Source organism: Mariniphaga anaerophila (assembly GCF_900129025.1).
Taxonomy (GTDB): domain Bacteria; phylum Bacteroidota; class Bacteroidia; order Bacteroidales; family Prolixibacteraceae; genus Mariniphaga; species Mariniphaga anaerophila.
On record NZ_FQUM01000001.1, the window covers coordinates 63,417 to 88,979 of the forward strand.

Below are 25,563 nucleotides of genomic sequence, written 5' to 3' on the forward strand. Positions count from 1 at the left end.
GTTGGAGGAAAGCGCAGATAAAATAATGCTTGGGAATTGTCAGGATTATCCGAACTTTTTCATACTATATTTGTATTGATATCGAAAAACAAAAAAAGATTAAATTGCCAGATACACATTTTATTATTGATAAATTCTGATGTCAGATTTCTAATTTTACCGCAACATTCAGAATAGAGAACGAAGCAGATGAAAAAATATAAAACAGGTTTGGTGCTAAGTGGTGGTGGTACGCGGGGCTTTGCTCATTTGGGGGTAATTGCGGCGTTGTTCGAAAAAGGGATTCGGCCCGATGTGATTTCGGGAGCGAGTGCCGGAGCCATTGTCGGAACTTTTATTGCAAGCGGAAAAACGCCGGAAGAGATAATGGCAATTTTTAACAAAGGCTGGTTTTTTAAGTACACCAATTTGCATCTTCCTGTTGATGGAATGTTGAAGCTGAACGGATTAAAAGAGGTGATTCAGCAGGAGATTCCATATGAAAATATTGAAGATTTGCCGGTCGATTTTTTTGTTTCTGTTTCGAACCTTAACCTGGGAAAAGTTGAATACAGAAATAGCGGCCCGCTGGATAAAATTGTGTTGGCTTCGTCTTCTATTCCGGTACTGTTTTCGCCTGTGAAAATTGACGGGCAACTGTATGTGGACGGCGGACTGGTAGATAACATTCCTGTAGAGCCCATTAAAAACGATTGTGAACACATTGTGGCGGTTAACATCAGCCCGTTAAACCCCCGCAAAAAGTTCAAAAACCTGATACAGATTGCAACGCGCACTTTTTATATGAGCGTGAATGCGAACATGAACGAGGTGAAAAAATACTCATCGGTTTACATTGAACCCGAAGGAATAGATTCTTACGACATTCTCAGCTTGAGCCACGCCAACGAGTTGTACGAACTGGGGTACAATTCGTTGAAAAACGCTGCTTTGCTTTTTTAGTTTATTCTGAAATAAAATCAATCAATTTTTCTACTCCAATTGTCGGGGTTTCCAAAGCTATTTTTACTCCTGATTTGGGAAGGTAGCTTTTCAGGTCGGGCAAATCGTAAAAGGGCAGGCTTCCCGGCGCTATTGCAAAAGCCTCAGCCGGATTGTACAGTTCGGTTTTTATCAGGTTGATTGCAGGCTTGGGAAATTCGAGGAACGCCACTTTAGGAAACGACTTTTTTAAAACTGCAAAATGCAAAAAAGCGGATGCCGCAGTGCCCTGTACAACAGCAGTTTTTTCTGCTTCAGCAAAACTCGTATCTGTAAATTGCCACAACAAATCAATCGCTTCGGCCTGTATTCCCGGAATGCTTTTCCCGACAAGGTTGGCTCCGAAAGTGTAATTGAACGGGATGCCCTGAATTATTCCATCTCCGGAGAATTCCGGATCGCTTAACTCCCCAATTCCGGGCAGGTCAGCAGAAACAACTGTTATTCCGGACTTAATCAATTCTGCTAAAAGCGGCTCTTCCAGCAACTTTTCTTTGCCTTCGGGATGAACCCAAACCACAACATTTTTTGAGTTGCCATCTGCATTTTTAATAACGAATAGGGGAAGAGCGTAGTCTTTCTTGTCGTTTTCCAGAAAGTACTTTTCTACGTTAAACGCTTTGTAATCGAACCTGCCGGTATAAACTGCAGCAGTGATGTTTCTGTCAAAGTCGATTCCGGCAACCTGTTTCACTTTTCCCGGCAACTTTTTCATTGATAATTTTTCTTCTGAAAAGTATTTTTGGTTGAGATCGAAAACCGATTTGCAATCGTATGAATTTCCTACCTGTCCTGTTGGTGTCACCCACAGTTCTTCGGGCGTAAACGGCGTAGTTTCTATGTCGGCAGGGTCGCCGGGCAAATTAAGGTGTTTCTGAAAAAAAGCGTAAAGCGCTTCTCTGTTGCTTTTTGTCGATTCATGCACTCCTAAATCTTCCACCATCTTAATGTTATCCGGTTTTCCGAGAGCGGAATATGATTTTTGTACTTCTTTAAACGTTTCGCGAGCGCCCTGAATGCTGAAAAAATCGTGCGTTGTTGTAATTATTAGTGTCGGTTTTGGAGCTCTGATGTGCAAGTAATCAGGATGATCAAACCCCTTTACAATTCCGTTATACGGATTCTGTTCGGCATCTTGCGGTCCAATGGACTGCAATAATCGTCTGAAGTTGGTGATGTAGCATTCCGGAGCGGCTGCGTAAATACGGTCGTCGCAAGCTGAAATTTGTGCGGTTTGCGTTCCACCGCCCGAACGGCCGTTTATCCCGATGCGGGCCATGTCAACTTCCGGACGTGTTTCCAGGTAATCGAGCACCCTTATTCCGTCCCAGATGAAATAATCGGTGAGCGACGAACCGGTTAGTAAAGTTTGCACACCGGCAAACGAATGTTCGCGGGTTGGCCCGCCAACTTTTGATTTTCCGTTTTCTGTATCGGGGTATTGCAAGCGCTCGCCTTGTCCCATCGGATCGAATGCAAGTACAATAAACCCTTTTTCAACCAGGTTGAGAATAATGTGCTGGTAGGTTTCGCTTCTGAATCCAAGGTCGGAATGTCCGCAGGCGTAAATTACTGCCGGCGCCGGATTTTGCCTTTCCTTCGGAATAAAAAGAGCTGCTGTTACGTAAAATCCCGGATGTGATTCAAACAGTACTTTCTCCACAATAAAATTTTCGCGTTCGAGAATACCTGTTGTGCGGGCATTGAGCGGAGTTTTTTCAAACTTTTTTAAAGAATTGCACAAAACAGCTTTTGCCTCGTCTTGGTGTTTTTTCCATTGTTCGGCGGAATTTAATGTTGAAATTTTTTGCTCCCGTTCGTCCAGTTGGGAACAAGCTTCATTGGAAATTATCCGGTACAATGCCTGGTAGTTATTCTGGTATGTAAGCCATAGTTTGTCGCCGCCGCGGTTGGCAAAAAAAGCAGATTTTGATGCGTCCTGAGAAAAAAGAGGTTGGTTGATTGCAACTAAAAAAGAGAACAGGAATAGCAGATTTCGTTTCATTTTGGTTTAATCGTTATGTGGTTTAATTTTCCGGTTTCGTTCCGGGTGCAAAAGCAGTTTGCAAAGCAAACTTTAAAAAGTTATCCCGGGAAAAGCCCCGGGGTAACTTTTATATTTTTAGTTGATGTTTTCCAGAACATCCACCAGATGTTTCCAGAATTTTTCGGTGGTTTCAATATTCAAACTTTCGTTTGGTGAGTGGGCTCCTTTAATTGTCGGCCCAAACGATACCATGTCGAGGTGAGGATATTTTTCGAGGAACAATCCGCATTCCAGCCCGGCGTGAATTGACCGGACAATCGGTTTTACTCCGAAAAGCTTTTCGTATGAAGCTACCGTAGTGTCCAGAATTTTTGAGTCGGGATTTGGTGTCCAGCCCGGGTACCCGTCGGTATGAGTAACTTCGGCTCCGGCAAGTTCAAAAACAGAACGTACCATTTCTGCGGCATAATATCTTCTGCTTTCAATTTCACTTCTCTGACTTGTTGTAATCAGAATTGTATCGCCTTCCGGAAATTTCACTGACGCCAGGTTGGTTGATGTTTCAACCATTCCTTCCATTCGGGTGCTCATTTCGAGTACGCCGTGAGGACAAGCATAAAGCGCATTTAAAAGGTTCTTTTGTGTTTTTGCATCAATTACCTGCGCGGGCAATTCAGTTTCTTCGATACTGGTTTGCAGGTTGGGTTCATTCTTTTCGAATTCGAATTTAACCTGTGCTGTAAACTGTTTAAAGGATTCCAGAAAACGGGATTTTTCGGTTGCCGGCACCACAACTTCAGCATGTGCTTCCCTGGCAATGGCATTTCTAAGGTTTCCACCTTCAAATTTTACCAGCCCTAACGAAAAGTCACGTGATGCTTTCCATACAAAACGATTGAGGATTTTAACGGCGTTACCACGGTTTTTGTTAATGTCGTCGCCAGAGTGGCCGCCCTGTAATCCTGATACTACAACTTTAAAGGCTGAAACATTTTGGGGAACAGGCTCTTTTTCGTAATTAAACGTAACCACGGTATCCAACCCGCCTGCGCAACCGATAAAAATTTCCCCTTCGTCTTCCGAGTCGAGGTTCAGCAGCACAGACCCCGACAAAAATCCGGGTTTCAGCGCGAATGCTCCGGTTAGGCCGGTTTCTTCGTCTACTGTAATGAGGCATTCAATAGGGCCGTGTTTTACGTCTTTCGAAGTAAGAATTGCCAATTGGGCTGCTACGCCAATTCCGCAATCAGCACCAAGGGTTGTTCCGTTGGCTTTCACCCACCCGTCTACAACCATTGGTTCAATCGGGTCATTATCAAAGTCAAATACTTTGTCGTTGTTCTTTTCACAAACCATATCCATATGTGTTTGCATAATTACAAGCGGACTGTTTTCGCGTCCGGGAGCAGCGGGTTTGGAAATTAGTACGTTCCCGATCTCGTCTGTTTTGGCAGCGAGGTTATTTTTTTTTGCAAAATCGAGTAAAAACTTTCTGATTTTCTCTTCCTTTTTTGAAGGACGAGGAACCTGACATATTTCTTCGAAGTAGTTGAAAATAGGTTGTGGTTTAAGATGTTGCAATGCTTTCATGTCTTTTGTTTTTATAAGAGATACGTAAATATGGCAAAAACAAATGGAAATAAATCGAGACTTTTTGTAATTTGTAGTGAAAAGTCATTTTGAGTTTAGAAATGATTTGGAATAATTTGCAGTAGAAATAAGAAAGTGTTTTAATTTAATTTTGCTTTGATGACAACCCAATAATTATGGATGAATCAATCATTGTAGGCCTTGTTCAAAATATAGCTATCCTCCTTACATTTGCTTTGCTTTATAAAAATTTCTGGCTTAAAAATGATAAGCCCGGGGGAGTTGTATCTCAAATTGTATCGGGAATTGTTTTGAGCGTAATTGCCACTATTCTTATGTTTACTCCGTGGGAAATGGCCGTCGGACTGGTGTTTGACACACGTTCTGTTATGCTGGCCGTTGCAGGAGTTTTTTTAGGCCCGGTTCCTACATTAATTGCAATTGTTTTATCGTCTGTAATTCGGTATTTAATAGGCGGAACCGGCATGGCGATGGGGATTGCAGTAATTGTTTCTTCTGGTTTAATTGGAATTGCGTGGGGAGAACTCCGGAAAAACTGGAAACGCATAAACAGGCCTGTTGAATTTTTGTTGCTCGGACTGGTTGTTCACATTGTGATGCTGGGCACTATTGTTTTTTTGCCCTACGAAAGAGAAGAACAGGCATTGAGAGCAATTATTCTGCCGGTATTTCTGATTTATGCTCCCGGAACCATGTTGCTGGGGATGTTGCTGGCTGCGCAAAAACGGAATTATAATATCAGGGTTGAAAAAGAAGAGCTTTTTAAAAAAGAACACCGGCTGAGTAACGAGCTAATGGAAAAACAGAGGCAGTTGAATTTTCAGCTTGATAAATATGCGCAGTTAAACAAAGAATATAAAGCTCAGAATATTGAACTTACAAAAGCCAAAGAAAAAGCAGAAGAAAGCGATTTGCTGAAGTCCGCTTTTTTGGCCAACCTGTCACACGAAATTCGCACACCCATGAATGCAATTATGGGATTTGCCGATTTGCTGAAGATAGAAGAAACTGACAGTAAAACACGAAAAAAGTACATTCGAATTATTCACGACAGCGGCGATTACCTTTTGTCAATTATTAATGATATTGTAGAGTTTTCGCATATTGAGGCCGGCCAGGTTGACATAAAAAAGACAGAGATTGACGTTGCGCGTTTGCTGGAAGATATCTATCATTCGTTTGTAATAACGGCTGATGCACGCGAGAATTTGAGTTTTAAATTGAAAAAACCAAAAACTCCGCTGAAGGGCAACATATTGCTCGACGAAGTAAAAATCAGGCAGGTAATTGTGAATTTGATAAACAATGCGCTAAAATACACAGAGCAGGGAGAGATATCATTCGGTTATGAGATTTCTAGTCCATCACAAATTTCATTTTTTGTGAAAGATACCGGGATTGGCATTGCGCCCGAAAACCACCAGGTAATATTTGAGCGTTTCAGACAGTTGGATATGGGCCATTTAAGGGCGCAGTCTGGTTCGGGGCTTGGGCTGCCCATTACAAAAGCATATACCGAAATGATGGGCGGAACCATTTCTGTAGAATCAGAAAAGGGAAAAGGTGCTGAGTTTAGAGTGGCTTTTCCATTAGATCCGGCGAAGAAGAGTAACGAAAGCAGCGCTGAGAAAACGGCGACAGCAAAGGCCGGCCTGGCATCCAAAGGAAAGAAACTGGTACTGGTGGCAGAAGACGAAGACATCAACTGGTATTACATTGAGCAGGTATTATCGAAATACAACTACAGCCTGATTAGGGCGAATAATGGCACTGAGGCTGTTGAAATCTGTAAAAACAACAGTCTTATTGATATTGTTCTGATGGACATTAAAATGCCAGAGATGGACGGTTTTGAAGCATTGGAAAGAATCCGGAAAATTAACCCGAAACTGCCTGTGATTGCACAAACCGCCTACGCGCTGTCGGACGAAGTGGAAAGGATAAAGTTTTTGTTTGACGACTATATAACCAAACCAATTAACCGGCAGCTGCTCATCGAAAAAATTGTTGTTGCAAAAACTTCTTCGTTGTAGCTGCAATAGAGCTATTTCAAATACAAATTGCTGTCTCCGTAACTTAAAAACCGGAAGTCGTTTTTCAGTGCAAAATCATATACTTTTTTCCAGTCATTTCCCAGAAAAGCACCAATCAACAGCAACAATGTACTTTGTGGCTGATGAAAATTGGTAACCATGCCCTGTATCAGTTTAAATTGATAACCCGGAACAATAATAATCTGGGTAGAAAACTGCAACGAATTCAGGTTGTTGTTCTCCAGGTAACCGAGAATATTTGAAAGCGACTTCTGAACGGTGATATTTGTGGTTTGTTCATACGGTTCCCATTGGCCAACTTCAATATTTTGGCAATTGCTGCCTGGATCCAACTGCACTCCAACCCAGTAAATGCTTTCAAGCGATCTTACCGAAGTGGTACCAACGGCAATTATTTCTCTGTGGTTGTTGAGGAGTTCTTCGATAAACCGTTTCGGAATAATAACTTTTTCGCTGTGCATGTTGTGCCCGGCAATTGTTTCCGATTTAACGGGTTGGAAGGTTCCTGCTCCCACGTGCAACGTAATTTCCCGTAGCGCAATGTTTTTGTCGGCCAGCCGGTTTATAACCTGCTCAGTAAAATGAAGTCCGGCTGTTGGCGCAGCTACCGATCCGTTGGATTTGGCGTAAACGGTTTGGTAGGTTTCTTCGTCGGCCGGTTCCGTTTCGCGGTGTAAATAGGGCGGAATGGGTAAAACTCCAGAATTTTCTATTATTTCGGAAAATGTAAAATTCCCGTTCCACGAAAATTCAATAAAAAAGGAATTTCCTTCCTGTTTTAGTTTCTTGGCCTTTAAACTAACGGTTTCCGCATTCAGTTCAGTTTCACGGCACAATTCACCTTCTTTCCATTTTTTTGCGTTGCCCAACATGCATTTCCAGACTACCTGCTTTGTTTGTTGAAAAGCCAGTTGATGGTCTGCAGGGTCAACGGGCTCAAGGCAGAAAATTTCGATTTTGGCACCGGTCTCTTTTCTGAAAAATAGCCGGGCATGGATTACGCGGGTATTGTTAAACACCAGCATCGAATTCTCAGGAACGTATTCTGCAATGTTTCGAAACTGTTCTTTTTTAATGTTCCCGTTCTTCCAAATCAGAAGTTTTGAACTGTCTCGTTCTTTTAACGGATATTTAGCAATTCGGTCGTCGGGAAGTTCGTAGCTGAAATCGCTAATTTTTATGTTTTTGAAATCTGACAAAATTTTGATCTTTAAATTGGCTGCAAAATTAATTCAAAATTTCGACGCATAAAAAATAGTACTTTTGCAAAAAATTTATTTCTATGATAAAAGTTGGCGACAGAGTTAAATTTCTGAATGATGTGGGAGGGGGAATCGTTACCGGTTTCCTTGGAAAAAATATGGTGAAAGTTGAAAATGAAGACGGTTTTGAAGTTCCGTATCCTGTTTCGCAACTGCTAAATGTTGATGCTCCGGAGTTGAATAGAGGCGGAGTTTCTGTTACACAACCTGTTGAAGAAACGCCAAAAGAAGAACCCGTTCAGCAGAAAGCTCCGAAAGGTAAAATAGTTAAAGGGAAAGAGTCTCCTGATTTTTATTTCTGCTTTGTGCCTGAAGATTCAAAAAATCCGTTGGCCGGAGATATAGAATTGCATTTGGTAAACGACAGTAATTTTACCGTGCTGTTCAGGTACGCCCATGTGAACGAAGGGAGTTACCAAACTGTTTCGCACGGGACGATTGAGCCCAACTCCAAAGAAGAACTTGAGGCGATTGGACAGGCCGATTTTTCGGAGTTGCCGGAATATAGTTTTCAACTGATCTATTTTCGTGATGGCGAAAAGGATGCCAATGCCCCGATTACAAAGAAATTCAGGGTTAATCCGGTGAAATTTTACAAAGAAAAAAGTTTCCGCGCAAACTCTTTCTTTTCTGAAAATGCCCTTGTTTATCAGATTTCTGAGAATATTCTGGACACAGAAATTGATAAGCTGACAAACGACGATCTGCGAAAAGTGATTAAGGCAAAAGAGAAGAAAGACCCTTCGCCGGTTGTTGCACATAAAAAGCAAGCAGAAATTGTAGAAGTGGATTTGCATATCAGCCAGTTAATTGACAATACTACGGGATTGAGTAACCGGGAAATTCTGGATATTCAAATGGAAAAGGTAGAACGTGAAATGCATCTGGCAATTGAATCGCGGGTAAAACGGATTGTTTTTATTCACGGAGTAGGGCAGGGAGTATTGAAACAGGAAGTTGCAAAGCTTTTGAAGTCGAAATTTTCGAAATATAGTTTTCAGGATGCTTCGTTTCAGGAATACGGATACGGTGCAACAATGGTAATTTTGAGAAGAAAGTAGCAGAGTAATTTGCATAAAATCAACTTTCGGCGGGATTTTTACAACCTGCTTCCACAGTTGATGCTCACAATAATCAAAATCTATTACTTTTGCACCGGCAGGCTGCTTTATCGCTCTTTGCTTTAATGCAAGGAGAGGAAAGTCCGGGCAACGCAGGGCACCGTGCTTCCTAACGGGAAGATCTTTGAAAAAGGATGGTAGCGTAACAGAAAATAACCACCTCTTTGGAGGAACGGGTGAAAAGGTGGGGTAAAAGCCCACCGGTGGTTGTGGCAACATAGCCAGCCGTACGCCTCACGGGTTGCAAAGCCAAATATATCCTGATTGCGCGGCTGTTGCAGCGCAGCGAAGCTGCCCGTTTCGTTCCGGATGCACACCGGATGTCAGGAGGGGTAGGCTGCAGAGATCCCGACAGTGATGTCGGGGCCAGATAAATGATAAAGAATCCCGGGTTACCCGGGATTACAGAACCCGGCTTACAAGCCTGCCATTTTTTTCTTTTTTCTTATTGGGAGTATTCCAGCTCCGTAGAATTCTATTTTTTGATAATCTTTAGCGGTTTCTGATCATCAATTTTGATGAAATATATACCGGGAGAAAAATTGGAAAAGTGAATTACGGCATTTTTCGTCTGAAGTGCCGTGCTGAGCAACAAACTTCCCGACGCTGAAAAGACAGATGCAAACGACATCTGTTCGTTACTTTTAATATTTAACTTATTGTTTACAATTGTGGGGTATGCTCTAATTTTTTTCCGGTGGTTGTTTAATTCAATTTTGGCGCTTGCGGTTTCATACGTTTTTAAATCCGGCATTTCGTCGAGGGTAATAACATAATCATGTGCAAATGTTTTGTTCCAGAATTCAAGTGAATTGTATTTGCTGTCGCGAACAAAATCGCCATACCAAGGCATAAAATAGGACCACGCAGCTTCATCGGCCACCAGGTTATCTGCATCCGGAAATGAACCACATTCGCTGAGTGCAATCATTTTTGTTTTGCCGTAATCGTCGTTCAATTTGTTAAACTCCAGTATTTGCGAACTGTGGTCGCCATCTTTGTAAATATCTCGCCCTATTATATCCACCACATCTTCTCCCGGGTACCAGTCGTAGTCGTTTTGCTGGCTGGTCCACACCCAAATCAGATTTTTTAGTCCATGATGATTTACCATTCTGTCGTACATCAGCCGGTAAAGCATTTTGCATGGCTCCGGCCCTTTGGCTCCCCACCAAAACCAACCGCCCGAAGCTTCGTGCAGAGGCCTCCACAAAACAGATACTCCGTCGTTTTGTAGTTTTTTTAGCAACCCCGAAATGTAGTCGATATCGGAGAGCAAAGCCTGGTACTCGGGCGAACTCTGATCTGCAATTTTAGATACATCAAAATCGGTATCCTTGGAATAAAATGCTTCTGTGTTGCGAAGCGGATCGCGCCAGTGCCAGCAAAATGCCGGAATTCCGTTTCTGTTGTAGTAATTTTTTGCGTCAGTAATCGGCTCTTCATCATTGTGCCACGAGTACCCCCGTCCACAGTGCATAAAGTCAATACCCAACAGCGCTGGTTCTTTGCCTGTATTGGTTTTCAACCAGTTTATTTCGTCCATGCTGCTCAATGTCATCGCGCCCGAAATAATTTTTTTGCCGTAATTATCGTATAAAAACTGATATAGTCTTGCTGCGTTTTCAGTAGGTTCGGGAGTGACGAGCGTTTTATTAATATTGAACCGTTCTGATGCATTAATGGACTCCAATTCAATATAATCGATGTTTATCCATCCCCACGATTTCGTAATCCGCGCAGTGTGATTACCGGCTGCTAATTTTAGACCGCTGATTACTTTAAGCGAGGAGAACTGGCTGTTTTGTTCGAAAGAAAAGTTGATGCTTTGCCCGTTTATTGAAAATGTATTCGCTTTAAAACCACTGGGAGAAGCGGCGTGAACGAATATGTCGTAATATGATTCCTCTTCCAAATTGATGGAGAAAGTCAGGTTGCCCTCCTGCTGGGCGACGTAATATCCGCCCGAAGCGGCACTGCTTGCCACTTTTTTTGCGCCATCTGCCAGGGTTGCATTTTCTGCTTCGAACCGTTGTGCCGAAATTAGGATTGCGCTTAAAATTGCAGATAGAATTAAAGTGAAAATTTTCATAGTCAGGTTTATTTAAATGTTGTCAACTTTCTTTTAATATATGGGAGCAAGTTTTTTACCCGAAAAAGCGGCGATGTTTTCATAATTGACTGTGTGTGTGGAAATTCGAAAATCATGAGACCATTTTGATACGTGTATTTTGTCATCACCTGGCTATCTGAAACTTCTGAAATAGTCCCGATGAGTATTAACCTGTCGTAAGAACCTAAACAGTCTGTCTCATTCTTTTGTCTCTCAGTTAATCCTTTCATTTAGTAAAGTTACGTGTTTTTTCTTTTGGGTTCTGTTCTGTCCAAAACAGAAAAGTCGGGGCAATAAAGGACAATGTGTTCCTTAGCGGGAAGATCATCTAAAAAGGAAGAAAACTAAGACAAAACAACCACCTTACCATGGTTGGTCCACTCGGGTTTATTTTTTATTTACACGTACGGATAGTTGAGAAAATACTTGCACGGGCAGATAAGCGTACATTAAAAAAATGTTAGGTTATTTTGACAAAATTTTTGCGTCTTTCTCATCGCTGGAAAAGGAAGAGTCGATCAGACTTAAAGACAAAGCAATAACTTTGAGAAGTAAATCATCATCTCAATTCGGGGTGATATATGGTGTGTTGAAAATTATGCCGAAACTATAATTGGGCATCCACTCCATCAGAAATATGAACTGATTTTATTTATATAGATCAAGATTGTTAAGAATATGAATTGATCCTTTCCCCTTTATATGCGCAATATTATTTACTTTTGGCCGTCTGATATTTGTTAGAGAAATAGGTAGTATCTACTGTTTATTAATCTGCTGAAAGTCGAATTTTCATGTGTTTTTGAGATGCAAAGAAATATACTATATATCTTATTTCTATTTATTATATGCTCGTTATCGATAAAAGGTTCCAACAAAAAAGATGTTAATGTTAAGATCGAGTCTGGATTATATTTTTCGTCGCATGCAGTAAGCAAAGAGAAAAGAACAGAACTGGATCTTACCCCGGATGATGGACTCCGATTTGATAATCAATGTGAATTGAGTTTTGATATTAAGCTTAGGAAGGAATTTAGAAACTATGGATACATTGTTCGTATCATCGTGAATGATTCTGTAAATGTAGATTTGATTTCAAATATCTGGGAAAATAAGCCTTATTTGTCTGTGGTTGTAAAACATCATCAAATATTAAAGTCGATAACTGATGTCCCACTTAATGAATGGAGTAATATATCCATAAAACTGAGTCATGAAAATTCAGAATTGGATTGTTTATTTAATCAGATAAGGCATAAAGTATCTGCTCCTATCCCTTCATTAGATGATGTAAAAGTATTTTTTGGAGGTAATAACCATCAGTCTTTTTTCACCACAGATATTGCTACAATGTCAGTTCGAGATGTAAAAATACGTGATGAAAGGAATAAGGTTATTCGAAACTGGACAATGAAAAAGCATGCTTATAATAGGGTGTTTGATGAGGTTGTTTATGCCGGGGCAAAAGTGAAGAATGGAATTTGGCTTTCAGATCAGCATGTTGAGTGGAAGTTGGAGCAAACTTTTCAGATCAGTACAAACAATCCACAAATTACATTTGACGAAGAAACCCAAAGAATATTTGTAACGAGAGATGAAAAGATATACACTTATTATTGTAGAACTGGAATTTTAGATTCAACCTATGTTTTGGAAGGAGTGCCGTATCAAAGTTCTCTTAATAATTTGATATTTAATCCTTTGACTAATAGCCTGCTCTCTTATAATATAGGGCACGATAAGTTGATATATTACGATGCAAAAAATAGGGAATGGGACAACAATAATCGTGACGATGACAAGGCTATTTTGCATCATAATAGGATTATTGCAAAGGATAGGAACAAATTAGTGTTATTTGGGGGATATGAAGAATATAAATATTCGGCCAATCTTTATCAGAGAAGCTTAGATGGAGGTAGTTGGCAGGCTATAGATCTTTCCGGGTCTATTGCTCCGCGTTATCTTGCCAGCGCAGCTTATCTTGGCAATGGTAAAATTTTAATATTCGGAGGATATGGCAGTGCTACTGGGCGGCAAGAGGAGTTTCCTGTGAATTATAATGATTTATACAGTATTAATATTGATAGCGGAACAGTAAAAAAATTATGGGATATAGGAGATGGTAAAGAACATCAACTCTACAGTAATTCGATGGTTGTAGATAACGAGCAGAATTGTTTCTACACTTTGGCATATAATAGTGGCAGAAATCATACTTATGCACAAATTTGTCGAATGGGAATTGATGTCCCTAATCCCAAATTGGTTGCAGATTCAATCCCATATATCTTTCATGATACCGAGTCATATATAGATCTGTATTTGGATAAGCAAAAGAAAAAATTATATGCAATAACCTCGTCTCAGAAAATATCTACCCCTGATATGTTGTGTTCGCAAATTGCAATTTATTCGCTAAGTTATCCGCCTCTATTGATGTCTGATGTGATACAAGAGGAACCAGTAATCCAGACATCACATATTTTTGTTGTATTTGGAATTGCAGCACTGCTTGCTCTAATCGTATTCTTGCTGAATAGAGGAAAGAAGACAGGAACTTCGAATCTCGTGTCTTTGGATAGAGAAAAAAGTATATCGTCTAAGAAAAAGCTGCAAATACAAATAAAATTGCTGGGGGGATTTCAAATACTTGGCATTGATAATAAGGATATTACGGGAATGTTTACACCGATGCAACAAAGTGTTTTTCTTTATATATTGCTTAATACAATTAAGAATGGAAAGGGAGTTACTTCATCACAACTAGATAATATATTTTGGCCCGATATGGAAAAAAGGAGTGCTACGAATAATCGTAGCGTGAATATTTATAAGTTGAGAGGAGGGCTGGACAAAATTGGAGATATTCAATTGCTTAATACCGGGAGTTATTGGAGTATGAAGATTGGAGAAAGTATTCGTTGCGATTTTAAACTAGCCTTCGATTTGTTGGAAAAGAATAAAGAAGGAAATTTAATAGATGACGAAGAAATGTCTATGCTCATCGAATTAGGAAACTGGGGAAAATTACTGCCTGATATGGACGATGAATGGCTTGATGAATATAAATCCATATACATAGACAGAATGATGGATTATTTTTATTGTTTGTCAGAAAATAGAAAGATTAGAGCAGATTTAAATTTACTGTTTTCCATTTCGAATGTGATGTATCAGTTAGACGATCTTGACGAAAAAGCTACCGAGCTGATGTGTTATTCTTTATATTATAGTGGGAAAAAGCTTCAGGCTAAGAAATGTTTTGATACTTTTTGTAATAGCTATACAGCTATAATGAATGCAGAACCCTCAATAAAGTTTGAGAGCATTATAAAAAAATAAAATATTTTATAGTCGCATATTTTGTTGTATATAAATGTATTATGTTGTATGCGAAAGAGTGTGTTATGTCATGTTAATATCCCGCTAAACATCTATTAAGCTCTACGCTCTATACTTGTGTCAAAATTTTGGGAAGAATAATTTTTCTCAGAAAAGAATCAGAAAATAATTTCAAATTAAAATTTGATCATGAAAAAAAAACGGAGGAAATCTGAATTCTTGCTGTGGGCAAGAGTCGTGTCAGGTAGAATCTCTTCTCGATTCCTTTTTGCATTACTTATTACATTTTACTCCAGTATATCAATACCTATGTATGCTCAGAGTGATGTCCTTTTGAAAGTAGGAGGCAAAATTACGGATGTGAAAGGAGAAGCCATTATCGGAGCTGCTGTATCGGTTGTTGGCAAAGCAGAAGGTGTAGTATCTGATGTAAATGGATATTATGAGTTGTCTGTTACTAAAGGAGCTAAATTGAATTTTTCTTTTTTGGGATATACATCAAAAACGGTAGAAGTAAAAGATCAGAAACCGCTTAATGTAATATTAGAAGAAGATATTAAAGAGTTTGACGAAGTAGTGGTTGTTGGATATGGGGCTCAAAAAAAGGAAAGTTTGAGTGGAGCGATATCTAATCTTAGTGCTGAAAGTATTATATCTACTAAGGCTCCTAGTATTGCACAAACGATACAGGGGAAAGTAGCTGGATTGAGAATACGACAAGAGACTGGAGAGCCAGGTAAATTTGCTTCTGAAATTACACTTCGAGGATTTTCCGGAGCACCTTTGTTTATTATTGATGGAATAGCAAGTTCTGATGGCGATGCTTTTCAGCGTCTTAATCCTGACGATATAGAAAGTATATCGTTTTTAAAAGATGCTACTGCTGCTATTTATGGAATGAACTCTGACAATGGAGCCATTTTGGTGACCACTAAAAAAGGAGGATTAGGGAAACCGCGTGTTTCTCTTAATTCGTATCTCAGTGTTTCTGCTCCAACGAAAACACCAAGAATGACTACTGCTGCAGAATATGTGGAATTGATGAATGATGCATCAATGAACACAAGTGGTGTTTTGCACGATTCGAAAGAAGAAATTGAGAAATGGATGTCGGGAGCTTCAGGCTATGAAAGTACGGATTGGCAAGATGCAATTTTTAATAAATCATCTTTTCAGCAACAGCATGCCTTGTCAATCGAAGGAGGAGCAGACAGAGTTAATTATTTTGTTAGTGTTGGTTATGCGGGGGATAATAGTTTTCTGAAAAACAAACAGATGTGTTATGATAAATACACATTTCGGTCCAATATCAGCATTAAAATATTGAGTAATTTAACAGCTAATGTAAATTTGGCAGGTAGATACGACAAAACAATAAGTCCTCACGATTCTTTCTTCGAGATATATAAACAAACACGCCTTAGTTTGCCTACAGAAACGGTCTATGCCAACGATAACCCTGAATATTTGGGCATAACAAAAGGTGAATTTAACCCCGCTGCTTTAGCCGATAGAGATATTGCAGGGAGTAGAGAATTAACTAATAAAAATATACAATCTGTATTTTCTTTGGTTTACAATGTACCATATTTGGAAGGACTGTCGGTGAAAGGACAACTTGCCTACGATTTCGATAATCAAGTAGATAAAGGTGTTCGAAGGGCTTACAATGCATATACGTATAATATCCTTAAAAATGAATATTCGCCGGTATCATACCATACCCCATCTTTAATTCAGCGAGGACACATTAATGCCGACAGACTCAATTATATGGCACAAGCAACTTATGACCATACTTTTTCTGAGGACCATCAGGTGAAAGCTACTTTCGTGTTCGAGGGAAGGCAAAATAAAAGAGATTGGTTGAATGTTGATCGCAAAAGTAGTTTTCTTACGATCGATGAAATAGACTATGGCGACCTAGCAGACCAATGGATGTCGGGATCGTCAGAAGAACAACGTTTTATTTCTTATATCGGTCGTGTAAATTACGCATACAAACAAAAATATTTGGCTGAAGTTGCTTATAGGTACGATGGCTCATACCGTTATAAACCAGAAGACAGATGGGCGTTGTTTCCAACAGCATCTTTTGCTTGGAGAGCTTCCGAAGAGAATTTCATCAAAAATAATTTTGATTTTGTAGATAATTTAAAAATAAGAGCATCAGCCGGGCGTTCGGGACATGATGCAGGAGAGGCATTTCAGTACATTGCAGGACATAGATTAAAAGAAGGAGGGTATATTTTTAAAGACGGAGTATATACCAATGGAGCTTCAGCACGTCAGATAATCAATCCGAATTTAACTTGGATTAAAGCAGATTTATACAATATAGGATTAGACTTTTCTATTTTCAATGGGATAATAGCAACCGAGTTAGATTTTTACCAGAGAGATAGAAAAGGAGAACTTGCCAAACGCAATGTGTCTCTTCCCAATACATATGGGGCTGATTTAACAGAAGAAAATTTGAATAGTAACCGGACAAGAGGAGTTGAAGTTACTTTGACACACAGCAACACGGTACAAGACTTTTATTATAGGGTTTCCGGAAATATTAATATTGCTCGTACGCAAAATCGATATGTCGAAGAAGGAACATATACTTCGAGTTATGATCGATGGAAAAATCAGAATTCGAACAGATACGGAGACTGGATTTGGGGATATCAGACAGAGGGACAATTTCAGGGTATGGAAGAAATATATAATGCCCCCATCCAAAATGGAGAATTAGGAAATTCAAAAGAACTTCCGGGAGACTATAAATTTATGGATGTAAATGGAGATGGTATAGTCGATGGCAGAGATATGATGCCAATATTTTGGAATGAAATTCCAAAGATTCATTATGGAATAAACATGGAAGCTAGTTGGAAGAACTTCGATTTTTATATGTTATGGCAAGGAGCAGCTCAATATACGGTTCAGTTCGAAGAGTTATATGCTACCATGCTTGGATTTAAAGGAGGAAACACTCCTGCCTACTTTTATGATCGCTGGCATCGTGAAGATTTATATGACTTGAACAGTGCGTGGATTCCAGGAAAATATCCAGCAGCGCGATTGGAACAAGATATGGGGATGTTTTATACACGAAATTCGGATTTATGGCGCAAAAATGCTTCGTACATAAGACTCAAGAGCGTTGAGCTTGGATATACTTTCAACCCCAAAAAATTAAAGGAGCAAGGAATTGATAGACTTCGAATTTACTTCAATGCCAATAATCTATTAACTTTTTGTGACTCTTTTGTGAAACCTTTTGACCCCGAAAAGATAGCAGGAAGTTATAGTGCAGGGTTAGATTATCCGTTAACTCAAGCTTATACTTTTGGTTTGAACCTTACATTTTAAGAATACTACAGTTATGAAAAAATTACAATATATTATAGTGTTATTAGCATTATTGCTAACTACAAGTTGCGCCGATTTTCTTGATTTAGAACCAAGAGATAAAGTGCCTTCAGAACTCCTGTTTTCCGATCCGAAAGGAGTGGAAATGTACATGGCAAATTTATATAGCCGTTTGCCCATAGAAGACTATAATATTAACATAAACAAGGGAGGTCATTTATTCAATCTTGGAATAGGTGGATTGGGTAATGCAGATGCGAACAATGGAGGGTTCATCCCCGCTCATATGTGCGATGAAGCTGTTCATGCTGAATTTAATGATTGGAGTCCTGATGAGGCAGCTAATTATTGGGAAGATGGTTACAAACTGGTGAGAGATATTAATACTTTGTTTGTGGTTATTCCAGATCTCGATATAAAAGATGTTGAAAAAACTAAAATGCTGGGAGAAGCACATTTTTTAAGGGCCTATACCTATTTCGCTTTAGCTAAGCGGTTTGGTGGCCTTTCTATAATTGAATTTCCTCAGTACTCGAACGCTCCTGAAGAGCTAAAAGTTCCTAGAAGTACAGAAAAAGCAACATGGGATTTTATTCTGAAAGAGTGTGACCAGGCTATCGGCAATCTGGAATTCTTAACCGATACAAAGCGTGCAAGTAAAGGTATTGCATTGGCCCTTAAATCGAGAGCTGCACTATATGCCGGTTCTATTGCCAAATATACACATGCACCATACCTGACACTGGTTGGCGAAGCTGTAGAAAAAGAATTGATAGGTATGAGCGAGTCTGAAGCTGATAATTATTTTCAGCAATGTATTGATGCTTCTTTCGAATTAATGCAATCGGGAATATATGGTTTGTATAAACCAGATCCAGAATCAGCAGAAGAGGCTGCAAAGAATTATCAAGATATGTTTGAAAATCCGGACATAGCCTTGTCTCAACCTCAAGAACCTATTTTTGTAAAAAGCTTTATGGAAGGAAGTAGTTTAACTCATAATTACGATATTTGGTTTAATCCTCGTCAAACACCTCCGGGTTCGTGGCAATATCTAGGTAAAGTAAACCCAACACTCGAGCTTGTTGAAACCTATGAAACTTATACCAATAGCGGAGCCAGAGGTAATAATACTCTTAAAACCCGTATGGATGGAAATGAGTTTGATTATCAGGGGTTTAATTCTGGCGTGGATTACTACAAATACGATAGCCCGAATGCTATCTTTGAAAATTTAGATGCCCGATTCTGGGGAACAGTAATTGCTCCAAGTACAAGCTGGAAAGGGGAAGAAATTATTATTCAGGCAGGGTATATAAAACCCGATGGCAGTTGTGTATATGCAAGTCCCGAGTCTTTTGTGAAAAATGGGATTACTTATTATTCCTTAGGAGCAGAAAACACTACCGATTTCTCAGGATTTTATCAAGACTGGGGTCGATATACAAAAAGTGGATTTTTGTTCAAAAAATTTCTTCAGGAAAAAGATGAAGTTGAAGGAGCTTGGGGAAAGAGTTCAAATGATTGGATAGAATTCAGATATGCCGAAGTTCTTTTGAATTATGCTGAGGCTGCTGTTGAAATGAGTAGTGCAACAGGAAATGTGCTTGCACAAGGAAAACAAGCATTGAATGATGTTCGTCATCGGGCAGCTCATACTGATGATATCGAATTGTCAGTAGAAAACGTTCGAAAAGAACGCTTTGTGGAACTCGCATTTGAAAATATCCGTCGATGGGATTTGGTGAGATGGAGAGTATTTCATGAACAATTTGATAATAAAGTTCGCAAAGGAATAGCTCCATTCTTAGATTTAAGAGAAAGCACTCCAAAGTATATTTTTGTGCGAATTAACCCGATTAACGAATGGCCAAAAACATACAGTAAATACCTTTACTATAAAAGTATTCCTGGAATAGGAAGTAATGGCCTGATACAGAATCCATAATTAGCAAAATAAATATCTCGGGGCTTGCTCCGAGATACCAATTCGGGTTTGCTATGTAAGCATATTCGTTTCCGATTATTGGTCGGAAAATGTAAAATACATTATGAAAAATAATAAAGAAATGAAAAAATATTTAATCGCTTTAACTCTATGTCTTTCCATATTCTTTATGGCTTGTGACAAAGATAATTTTGATGGTCCGAATGCTAGTTTTTTTGGCGAAATAAGAGATATTGATACAGGAGAACTTATAGAACAAGAGGCATATCATGGCTCTCAAATAAAATACATAGAAGGAGGATGGGCAAATCCTCAAGTACAATCAATGAGTTTTAAGGAGGATGGTTCTTTTCGAAACAATCTAATGTTCTCGGGAACATATAAAATAATTCTAGATGATGGAAATTTTGTTCCATTGGACACCATTTTTGATTTCAACATCAAAAATGGAGATAATTTTTACGTATTCAATGCTCAACCATACATCAGAATATTGAATGCTTCTATCGAACAGGAGGACAATAAAATTGTAGCACGGTTTACTTTAGAGCAGACTACAATAGAAGATGTACGATCTTATGGATTAGTAGTTCATACTGATGCTCATGTGTCTCATTCTATTTCCGAAGTAGCTAAAATAAATAAAGAAATAGATCGCCAAATAGATCTTGGAGGAGAAAATTTTGAAATAGAGCTGGACTTATCTGCTTATTCTGACAAAATGAAAAAAGGAAATACCTATTTCTTTAGGGTTTATGCAAATAGTCGGGGAGGAACATCAAAATATAATTACTCAGCAGTTAAGGCTATAACATTATAAGAAAAGATTGGGGGTGAAAGTTCAATGCTTTCGCCTAAAATTCAGAAGTAAATTTATTTAAAGAAATGCAGCTTAAAACCATATTATATCTAACAATAAATATTTTTATAATAGGCTCTTTTGTTTCTTGCAGTGTGCAAGATAAGCAAAAAGAACCTGTAGATTATGTTAATCCCTATATGGGAAATATAAGTCATCTGCTTGTGCCTACCTATCCTACAGTGCATATGCCTAATAGCATGTTACGGGTTTATCCCGAGCGAGATGATTTTACTTCCGACAGGTTGAGGGGCTTACCTCTTGTTGTTACCAGTCATCGAGGAAGTTCGGCATTTAGTTTAAGTCCAATAACCAACATGGATAAATTAGAACCTGTTTCTCTCTATTCTTACGATCAGGAAGTCATTACTCCATATAGCTATTCTGTATATCTGGATGATATGGAGGTAAAGGTGGACTATGCATTGAGTCATCAGTCTGGCATTTATTCATTAGAGTATAGCGGAAAGAATCAAAACTATCTTGTGCTGAGGACAAAAAATGGACAACTGAAAGCAGAGAGCAACACTGTGTCTGGTTATCAGATAATTGACAATGGTCCTACCAAAATATATATTTATCTGGAAACAGAGCAAGAGGCTCAAGAAGTGGGAGTTTTATCTGACAAAAAATTAGATGAAAATGAAAATCTGGCGAAAGGCACAGATGCGGCTATTGTTTGCAATTTTAACGAAAATAGGAAGATTAATATTCGTTATGGAGTTTCTTTTATTAGTACAGAACAGGCAAAGAATAATTTGTATCGAGAAATACCAGATTATAATATTACTGCAGTAAAGGCTAAAGGGCGAAAGATATGGAATGATGAACTTAGTAAAATTCAAGTAACAGGTGCTGATAACGACGATAAAGTTGTATTTTATACTTCGCTCTACCGTACTTACGAAAGGATGATAAATATTTCTGAAGACGGGAAATATTACAGCGCTTTTGATCAGAAGGTTCATGAAGACCAGGGAACTCCGTTTTATACCGACGATTGGGTTTGGGATACATACAGAGCAACTCATCCATTGCGTACAATATTGAATTCGGATATTGAACAGGATATGATAGTATCATATGTTCGCATGGCACAACAATCGCCGCAAGGATGGATGCCAACATTTCCTGAAGTAACCGGCGACAGTCACAGAATGAATGGAAATCATGCAGTTGCTGTTATTTTCGATGCTTGGGAAAAGGGTCTGAATAATTTCGATCTAGCTGCAGCATATAGGGCTTGCAAAGGAGCTTTGACCGAAAAAACGCTTCTTCCTTGGAAAAAATTGCCTTTGACAGTATTGGATGTATTTTACCATGAAAAGGGGTTCTATCCCGGGCTGGCTAAAGGGCAAAAAGAGTATGTTAAAGAAGTAGATGCATTCGAAAGAAGGCAAGCTATATCAGTGATGTTGGGCGATTGTTATGATAGCTGGTGTTTGTCTGGAATTGCTCGTGCTTTGAACAAAGAAGACGAAAGTAAAGCGTTTCTAGAACGGTCATATAACTATCGAAATGTTTTTAATAAAGAAACATCTTTCTTTCATCCGCGAGATTTACAAGGAGATTTTATTCATCCATTCGACTACAAATTCGACAGTGGGCCTGGGGCAAGGGATTATTATGGCGAAAATAATGCTTGGATATACAGATGGGATGTTCAGCATAACTTTGCAGACCTCATCAACTTAATGGGGGGAACCCAGAACTTCATACACAATATGGATGAAATGTTTAATACAAACTTAGGGAAAAGTAAACCTGAATTCTATTCTCTTCTTCCTGATCATACAGGAAACGTCGGACAGTTTTCAATGGCAAACGAACCCTGTCTGCATATTCCATATCTATACAATTATGCCGGTCAACCGTGGAAAACTCAAAAAAGAATAAGAACGCTGTTGAAACAATGGTTCCGAAACGATTTGATGGGGGTACCTGGCGATGAAGATGGAGGCGGTTTGTCAGCTTTTGTTGTATTTTCAATGATGGGATTTTATCCTGTAACTCCAGGATTACCAATGTATGTAATAGGTAGCCCTGCTTTTGAATCGGTTAGTATTGAGCTTGCCGGAGGCAAGAGATTTGAAATAAAATGTAATAATTATGCCCCTGAAAATAAATACATTCAATCTCTAAAACTTAATGGAAAAGAATGGAATAAATCATGGATTAGTCATCAAGACTTAATAAATGGAGGAGTTCTAGAATTTTCGATGGGTGCATATCCCAACAAAAACTGGGCATCTGGGGCCGAATCCATTCCTCCTTCTCTCAATATGCCTGCAATTAATTAATTCAAGAATTAACAAAAATACAATGTCATGAAAAAAATACATTCAATACCTTGTCTCTTATTTATATGGTCCATCGTTACGTTGGGAGCTTGTAGTAACGGAGACGATGATTCTGGAACAACGGGACCTGTTACTCCTCCCATTCCTAAGGAGCAGCCAGATTATATCCCTGATAATATGTCAAACCCAGAGTTAGATTATAATACAATCTGTTTCTATTACAACTGGTATGGAAATCCAGAGCACGATGGGGGATATATTCATTGGGCACATTATATAGCTCCAAATCCAGAGAATTCAGAAGAAACATCTCCCGTTCTTATTCCTGGGGATGGAAACAATATTGGTGCTGATTTTTTCCCTGAACTTAGGACATATAGTAGCACCGACAGGGAGATCGTTGCAAAACATATGAAAATGATGTCTGATGCTCATATAGGGGTTATTGCACTTACATGGTGGGCAACCGATAAATTTGTAATGAAAAGTGTAGACATGATTATGGATGAAGCAGCAAAAGTGGGGATGAAAGTGTGTATGCATATAGAACCTTATGATGGAAGAAGTGTGGCATCGGTAAGAGATGATTTAGAAAAATTTGTACAAAAGTATAGAAATCATAAAGCATATTACAGCGTAGATGGTAAGCCGTTGGTATTTGTATATAATGCTCTGGATTTTAACAAAAATGACTGGCAAAGCATTCTTTCTGAAGATGGCTCTAAAACTATCAGAGGAACAGATATAGATGCTTATTTTATTGGATTGATATATGATTTGAATACAGAACCTGAGCGTATAGCATCATACGATTTTGATGGGGTGTTTACCTATTTTGGAGCTCCTGCATATTGCGATGGCGCAAATCCTAAAAATTGGGAAAGAATCCAAAAATGGGCAAATCAAAAGAAACTGGCTTTTATCCCATGTGCTTCCCCTGGATATGCCGATTTACGCATACGTCCTTGGAATGGTGCTATTCAAACTCCACGAAGAGCAGGAGTCCAATATGAGGAAGCTTATCAGGCTGCGATAGATTGTGCTTCACCATTTATCGGGATAACCTCATTTAACGAGTGGCACGAAGGGACACAGATAGAGCCTGCAATTCCGATGTCTATCCCTGGATATACGTATAACGATTACGAGGGGCTTGCTCCTGATTATTATTTGAAGAAAACTGCTGAATATATTTTGAAGTACCAAGAGTCTAAAAAATAGGAAAATCGATATTGAGAATATAAAAGATGAAAAACATGAAGAAACAGACTTATAAATTACTCTATACAATTATATTGCTTGTTAGTGCACTGTATTCTTGTTCATCTTCAGATGAAAAAGATATATCATCATCCGTTACAAAAGAAAGTAATTTTAAACATATCATATTTTACGGACAATCTTTGTCCCTGGGGTGGCAATCGCCCCAAGCGATAACGAAACGAGCTCTTGAAGGAAACTACATGTTGGGAACAAATCCGAATGTACGATATTCTAGAGATATTACAACTCTGAATCCTCTTGTGGCTACAGCATGGCAGTCAGGAGGTGAGCAACCAATTGTTAGTGCAGTAAATACTTTTAGCCATTATTATCGTAACGAGGTGAATGAAAATCAGCTTTTTATTGCGTCGGCAGGTGGTGAAGGAGGAATGTCTATAGAACAACTATCAAAAGAATTTCCTGATGAGGATAACTTATATCAATCCACATTTGTCGAATCGTTGAAACAAGGTAAGGCCAGAGCTGATGAGTTAGATAAGGAAATATCATGCCCTGCAATAGTATATATGCAGGGAGAATTTAATTATCCTCCAGCTAACAAAGGCTTGGGAATGACAGAAGGAACAGATGCTACCACGAATAAAGATGAATACAAGCGGCTCTTGTTAAAGCTAAAAAATAATATGCAAAGCGATATTATGGAGGCATATGGGCAAACAGAGAAACCATTGTTTTTCATTTATCAAGTGGCAGGGATTTATGTCCGAAACAAAGAAATGAGCATTAATATGGCTCAGCTGGAGTTTGCCGAAGAAAATGAAGATGTTATTCTTCTTAACCCAACTTATCTTACATCCGACTACGGAGGTGGTCACCTTAGTACAAACGGCTACAGATGGTATGGCGAATATATTGGTAAAACTCTTTGCTCCAAGTTAATCTTTAATAAAATATCTAGCCCTATTTATCCTACTAAGTTTGATGTGCAAGGGAATAAAGTAACGGTGCAATTTTTTGTCCCTACTCCTCCACTTATTTTCGATACCTGGACAAGCGATTATAGGAAAGATAATGGTTTTCAAATAATAGAAAATGATACTGATATCGCAATTACTGATACAAAGATTGAGGGCAATAAAGTGGTAATTACCTGTAGCCAAAATTTAACAGGAGCGATAGAAGTTATTTATGCCGGATATAAACGATATGGAGCTGGTAATCTTAGAGATAGTGATCCTTGGAAATCTTATTATTCATACTACGATGACAGATCTGCACTAGTTAAAGAACGCTATACTCCATTGGATAAAAAAGGTGGTGTGGCAATATATGGTAAAATATATCCAATGCAGAATTGGTGTGTTCCATTTTATATGAAGATAAATAAATAGATTG

General features: G+C 38.9%; 14 protein-coding genes and 1 other RNA gene. 11 read left to right on the top strand and 4 right to left on the bottom strand.

What is annotated here, in order from left to right; translation table 11 throughout:
- The first annotated feature begins 189 nt into the window (after window positions 1-189).
- A complete protein-coding gene (locus BUB08_RS00245; RefSeq protein ID WP_072997871.1) occupies window positions 190-942 on the top strand; it encodes a patatin-like phospholipase family protein in 753 nt (250 codons plus the stop codon).
- A 1-nt stretch (window position 943) separates the two neighbouring features.
- Here BUB08_RS00245 and BUB08_RS00250 read toward each other — a convergent pair whose 3' ends face one another.
- A complete protein-coding gene (locus BUB08_RS00250; RefSeq protein ID WP_072997873.1) occupies window positions 944-2,986 on the bottom strand; it encodes an alpha/beta hydrolase family protein in 2,043 nt (680 codons plus the stop codon).
- A gap of 117 nt (window positions 2,987-3,103) precedes the next feature.
- Window positions 3,104-4,558: an aminoacyl-histidine dipeptidase gene (locus BUB08_RS00255; RefSeq protein WP_072997875.1), complete on the bottom strand. Its 1,455-nt coding sequence runs from the start codon at window positions 4,556-4,558 to the stop codon at window positions 3,104-3,106.
- 176 nt (window positions 4,559-4,734) lie between these two features.
- On the opposite strand from BUB08_RS00255, the gene BUB08_RS00260 reads away from it, so the two are divergent.
- Window positions 4,735-6,612, top strand: a complete 1,878-nt coding sequence (locus tag BUB08_RS00260) for a LytS/YhcK type 5TM receptor domain-containing protein (RefSeq protein WP_072997878.1) — start codon at window positions 4,735-4,737, stop codon at window positions 6,610-6,612.
- 11 nt (window positions 6,613-6,623) lie between these two features.
- On the opposite strand, the gene BUB08_RS00265 is transcribed toward BUB08_RS00260, so the two are convergent.
- Window positions 6,624-7,832, bottom strand: a complete 1,209-nt coding sequence (locus BUB08_RS00265) for an S-adenosylmethionine:tRNA ribosyltransferase-isomerase (protein ID WP_217651519.1) — start codon at window positions 7,830-7,832, stop codon at window positions 6,624-6,626.
- Window positions 7,833-7,915: 83 nt separating this feature from the next.
- Between BUB08_RS00265 and BUB08_RS00270 the strand changes: the two genes are divergently transcribed.
- Together BUB08_RS00270 and rnpB are read left to right on the top strand one after the other, a co-directional pair.
- The gene (locus BUB08_RS00270) at window positions 7,916-8,956 is read left to right on the top strand and encodes a Smr/MutS family protein (protein WP_072997883.1); all 1,041 of its coding nucleotides are present in this window, start codon (window positions 7,916-7,918) and stop codon (window positions 8,954-8,956) included.
- A gap of 94 nt (window positions 8,957-9,050) precedes the next feature.
- An RNA gene (rnpB, locus tag BUB08_RS00275) (RNase P RNA component class A) lies at window positions 9,051-9,451 on the top strand.
- Between the two features lie 40 nt (window positions 9,452-9,491).
- Here the strand turns inward: rnpB and BUB08_RS00280 are convergent.
- Window positions 9,492-11,108 carry a glycosyl hydrolase gene (locus BUB08_RS00280; RefSeq protein ID WP_072997887.1) on the bottom strand — a complete coding sequence of 539 codons (1,617 nt, stop codon included), beginning with the start codon at window positions 11,106-11,108 and terminating at the stop codon, window positions 9,492-9,494.
- An 828-nt stretch (window positions 11,109-11,936) separates the two neighbouring features.
- Here BUB08_RS00280 and BUB08_RS00290 point away from each other — a divergent pair.
- From BUB08_RS00290 to BUB08_RS00320, 7 genes are all read left to right on the top strand, one after another.
- On the top strand, window positions 11,937-14,474 hold the full coding sequence (locus tag BUB08_RS00290) for a Kelch repeat-containing protein (RefSeq protein WP_072997890.1): 2,538 nt from the start codon (window positions 11,937-11,939) through the stop codon (window positions 14,472-14,474).
- A gap of 189 nt (window positions 14,475-14,663) precedes the next feature.
- Entirely contained in the window at window positions 14,664-17,837 is a 3,174-nt protein-coding gene (locus BUB08_RS00295; RefSeq protein ID WP_175549891.1) for a SusC/RagA family TonB-linked outer membrane protein, read from the top strand.
- A 13-nt stretch (window positions 17,838-17,850) separates the two neighbouring features.
- On the top strand, window positions 17,851-19,785 hold the full coding sequence (locus tag BUB08_RS00300; protein ID WP_072997892.1) for a RagB/SusD family nutrient uptake outer membrane protein: 1,935 nt from the start codon (window positions 17,851-17,853) through the stop codon (window positions 19,783-19,785).
- Window positions 19,786-19,888: 103 nt separating this feature from the next.
- Window positions 19,889-20,605 (top strand): DUF3823 domain-containing protein, encoded by a 717-nt coding sequence (locus BUB08_RS00305; protein ID WP_217651520.1) that lies wholly within the window; start codon window positions 19,889-19,891, stop codon window positions 20,603-20,605.
- A gap of 65 nt (window positions 20,606-20,670) precedes the next feature.
- Window positions 20,671-22,944 carry a GH92 family glycosyl hydrolase gene (locus tag BUB08_RS00310; RefSeq protein ID WP_072997893.1) on the top strand — a complete coding sequence of 758 codons (2,274 nt, stop codon included), beginning with the start codon at window positions 20,671-20,673 and terminating at the stop codon, window positions 22,942-22,944.
- A 27-nt stretch (window positions 22,945-22,971) separates the two neighbouring features.
- Window positions 22,972-24,165 (top strand): glycoside hydrolase family 99 protein, encoded by a 1,194-nt coding sequence (locus tag BUB08_RS00315; protein WP_072997895.1) that lies wholly within the window; start codon window positions 22,972-22,974, stop codon window positions 24,163-24,165.
- A gap of 35 nt (window positions 24,166-24,200) precedes the next feature.
- Window positions 24,201-25,559, top strand: a complete 1,359-nt coding sequence (locus BUB08_RS00320; RefSeq protein ID WP_139249560.1) for a hypothetical protein — start codon at window positions 24,201-24,203, stop codon at window positions 25,557-25,559.
- Window positions 25,560-25,563: the final 4 nt, after the last annotated feature.

Excerpts from the sequence above, each read along its gene's own strand:
- BUB08_RS00310 (WP_072997893.1), top strand. The coding sequence starts at position 20,671 with ATGCAGCTTAAAACCATATTATATCTAACAATAAATATTTTTATAATA.
- BUB08_RS00260 (WP_072997878.1), top strand. The coding sequence starts at position 4,735 with ATGGATGAATCAATCATTGTAGGCCTTGTTCAAAATATAGCTATCCTC.
- BUB08_RS00255 (WP_072997875.1), bottom strand. The coding sequence starts at position 4,558 with ATGAAAGCATTGCAACATCTTAAACCACAACCTATTTTCAACTACTTC.
- BUB08_RS00315 (WP_072997895.1), top strand. The coding sequence starts at position 22,972 with ATGAAAAAAATACATTCAATACCTTGTCTCTTATTTATATGGTCCATC.
- BUB08_RS00290 (WP_072997890.1), top strand. The coding sequence starts at position 11,937 with ATGCAAAGAAATATACTATATATCTTATTTCTATTTATTATATGCTCG.
- BUB08_RS00280 (WP_072997887.1), bottom strand. The coding sequence starts at position 11,108 with ATGAAAATTTTCACTTTAATTCTATCTGCAATTTTAAGCGCAATCCTA.
- BUB08_RS00250 (WP_072997873.1), bottom strand. The coding sequence starts at position 2,986 with ATGAAACGAAATCTGCTATTCCTGTTCTCTTTTTTAGTTGCAATCAAC.
- BUB08_RS00305 (WP_217651520.1), top strand. The coding sequence starts at position 19,889 with ATGAAAAATAATAAAGAAATGAAAAAATATTTAATCGCTTTAACTCTA.
- BUB08_RS00300 (WP_072997892.1), top strand. The coding sequence starts at position 17,851 with ATGAAAAAATTACAATATATTATAGTGTTATTAGCATTATTGCTAACT.
- BUB08_RS00270 (WP_072997883.1), top strand. The coding sequence starts at position 7,916 with ATGATAAAAGTTGGCGACAGAGTTAAATTTCTGAATGATGTGGGAGGG.
- BUB08_RS00245 (WP_072997871.1), top strand. The coding sequence starts at position 190 with ATGAAAAAATATAAAACAGGTTTGGTGCTAAGTGGTGGTGGTACGCGG.
- BUB08_RS00320 (WP_139249560.1), top strand. The coding sequence starts at position 24,201 with ATGAAGAAACAGACTTATAAATTACTCTATACAATTATATTGCTTGTT.
- BUB08_RS00295 (WP_175549891.1), top strand. The coding sequence starts at position 14,664 with ATGAAAAAAAAACGGAGGAAATCTGAATTCTTGCTGTGGGCAAGAGTC.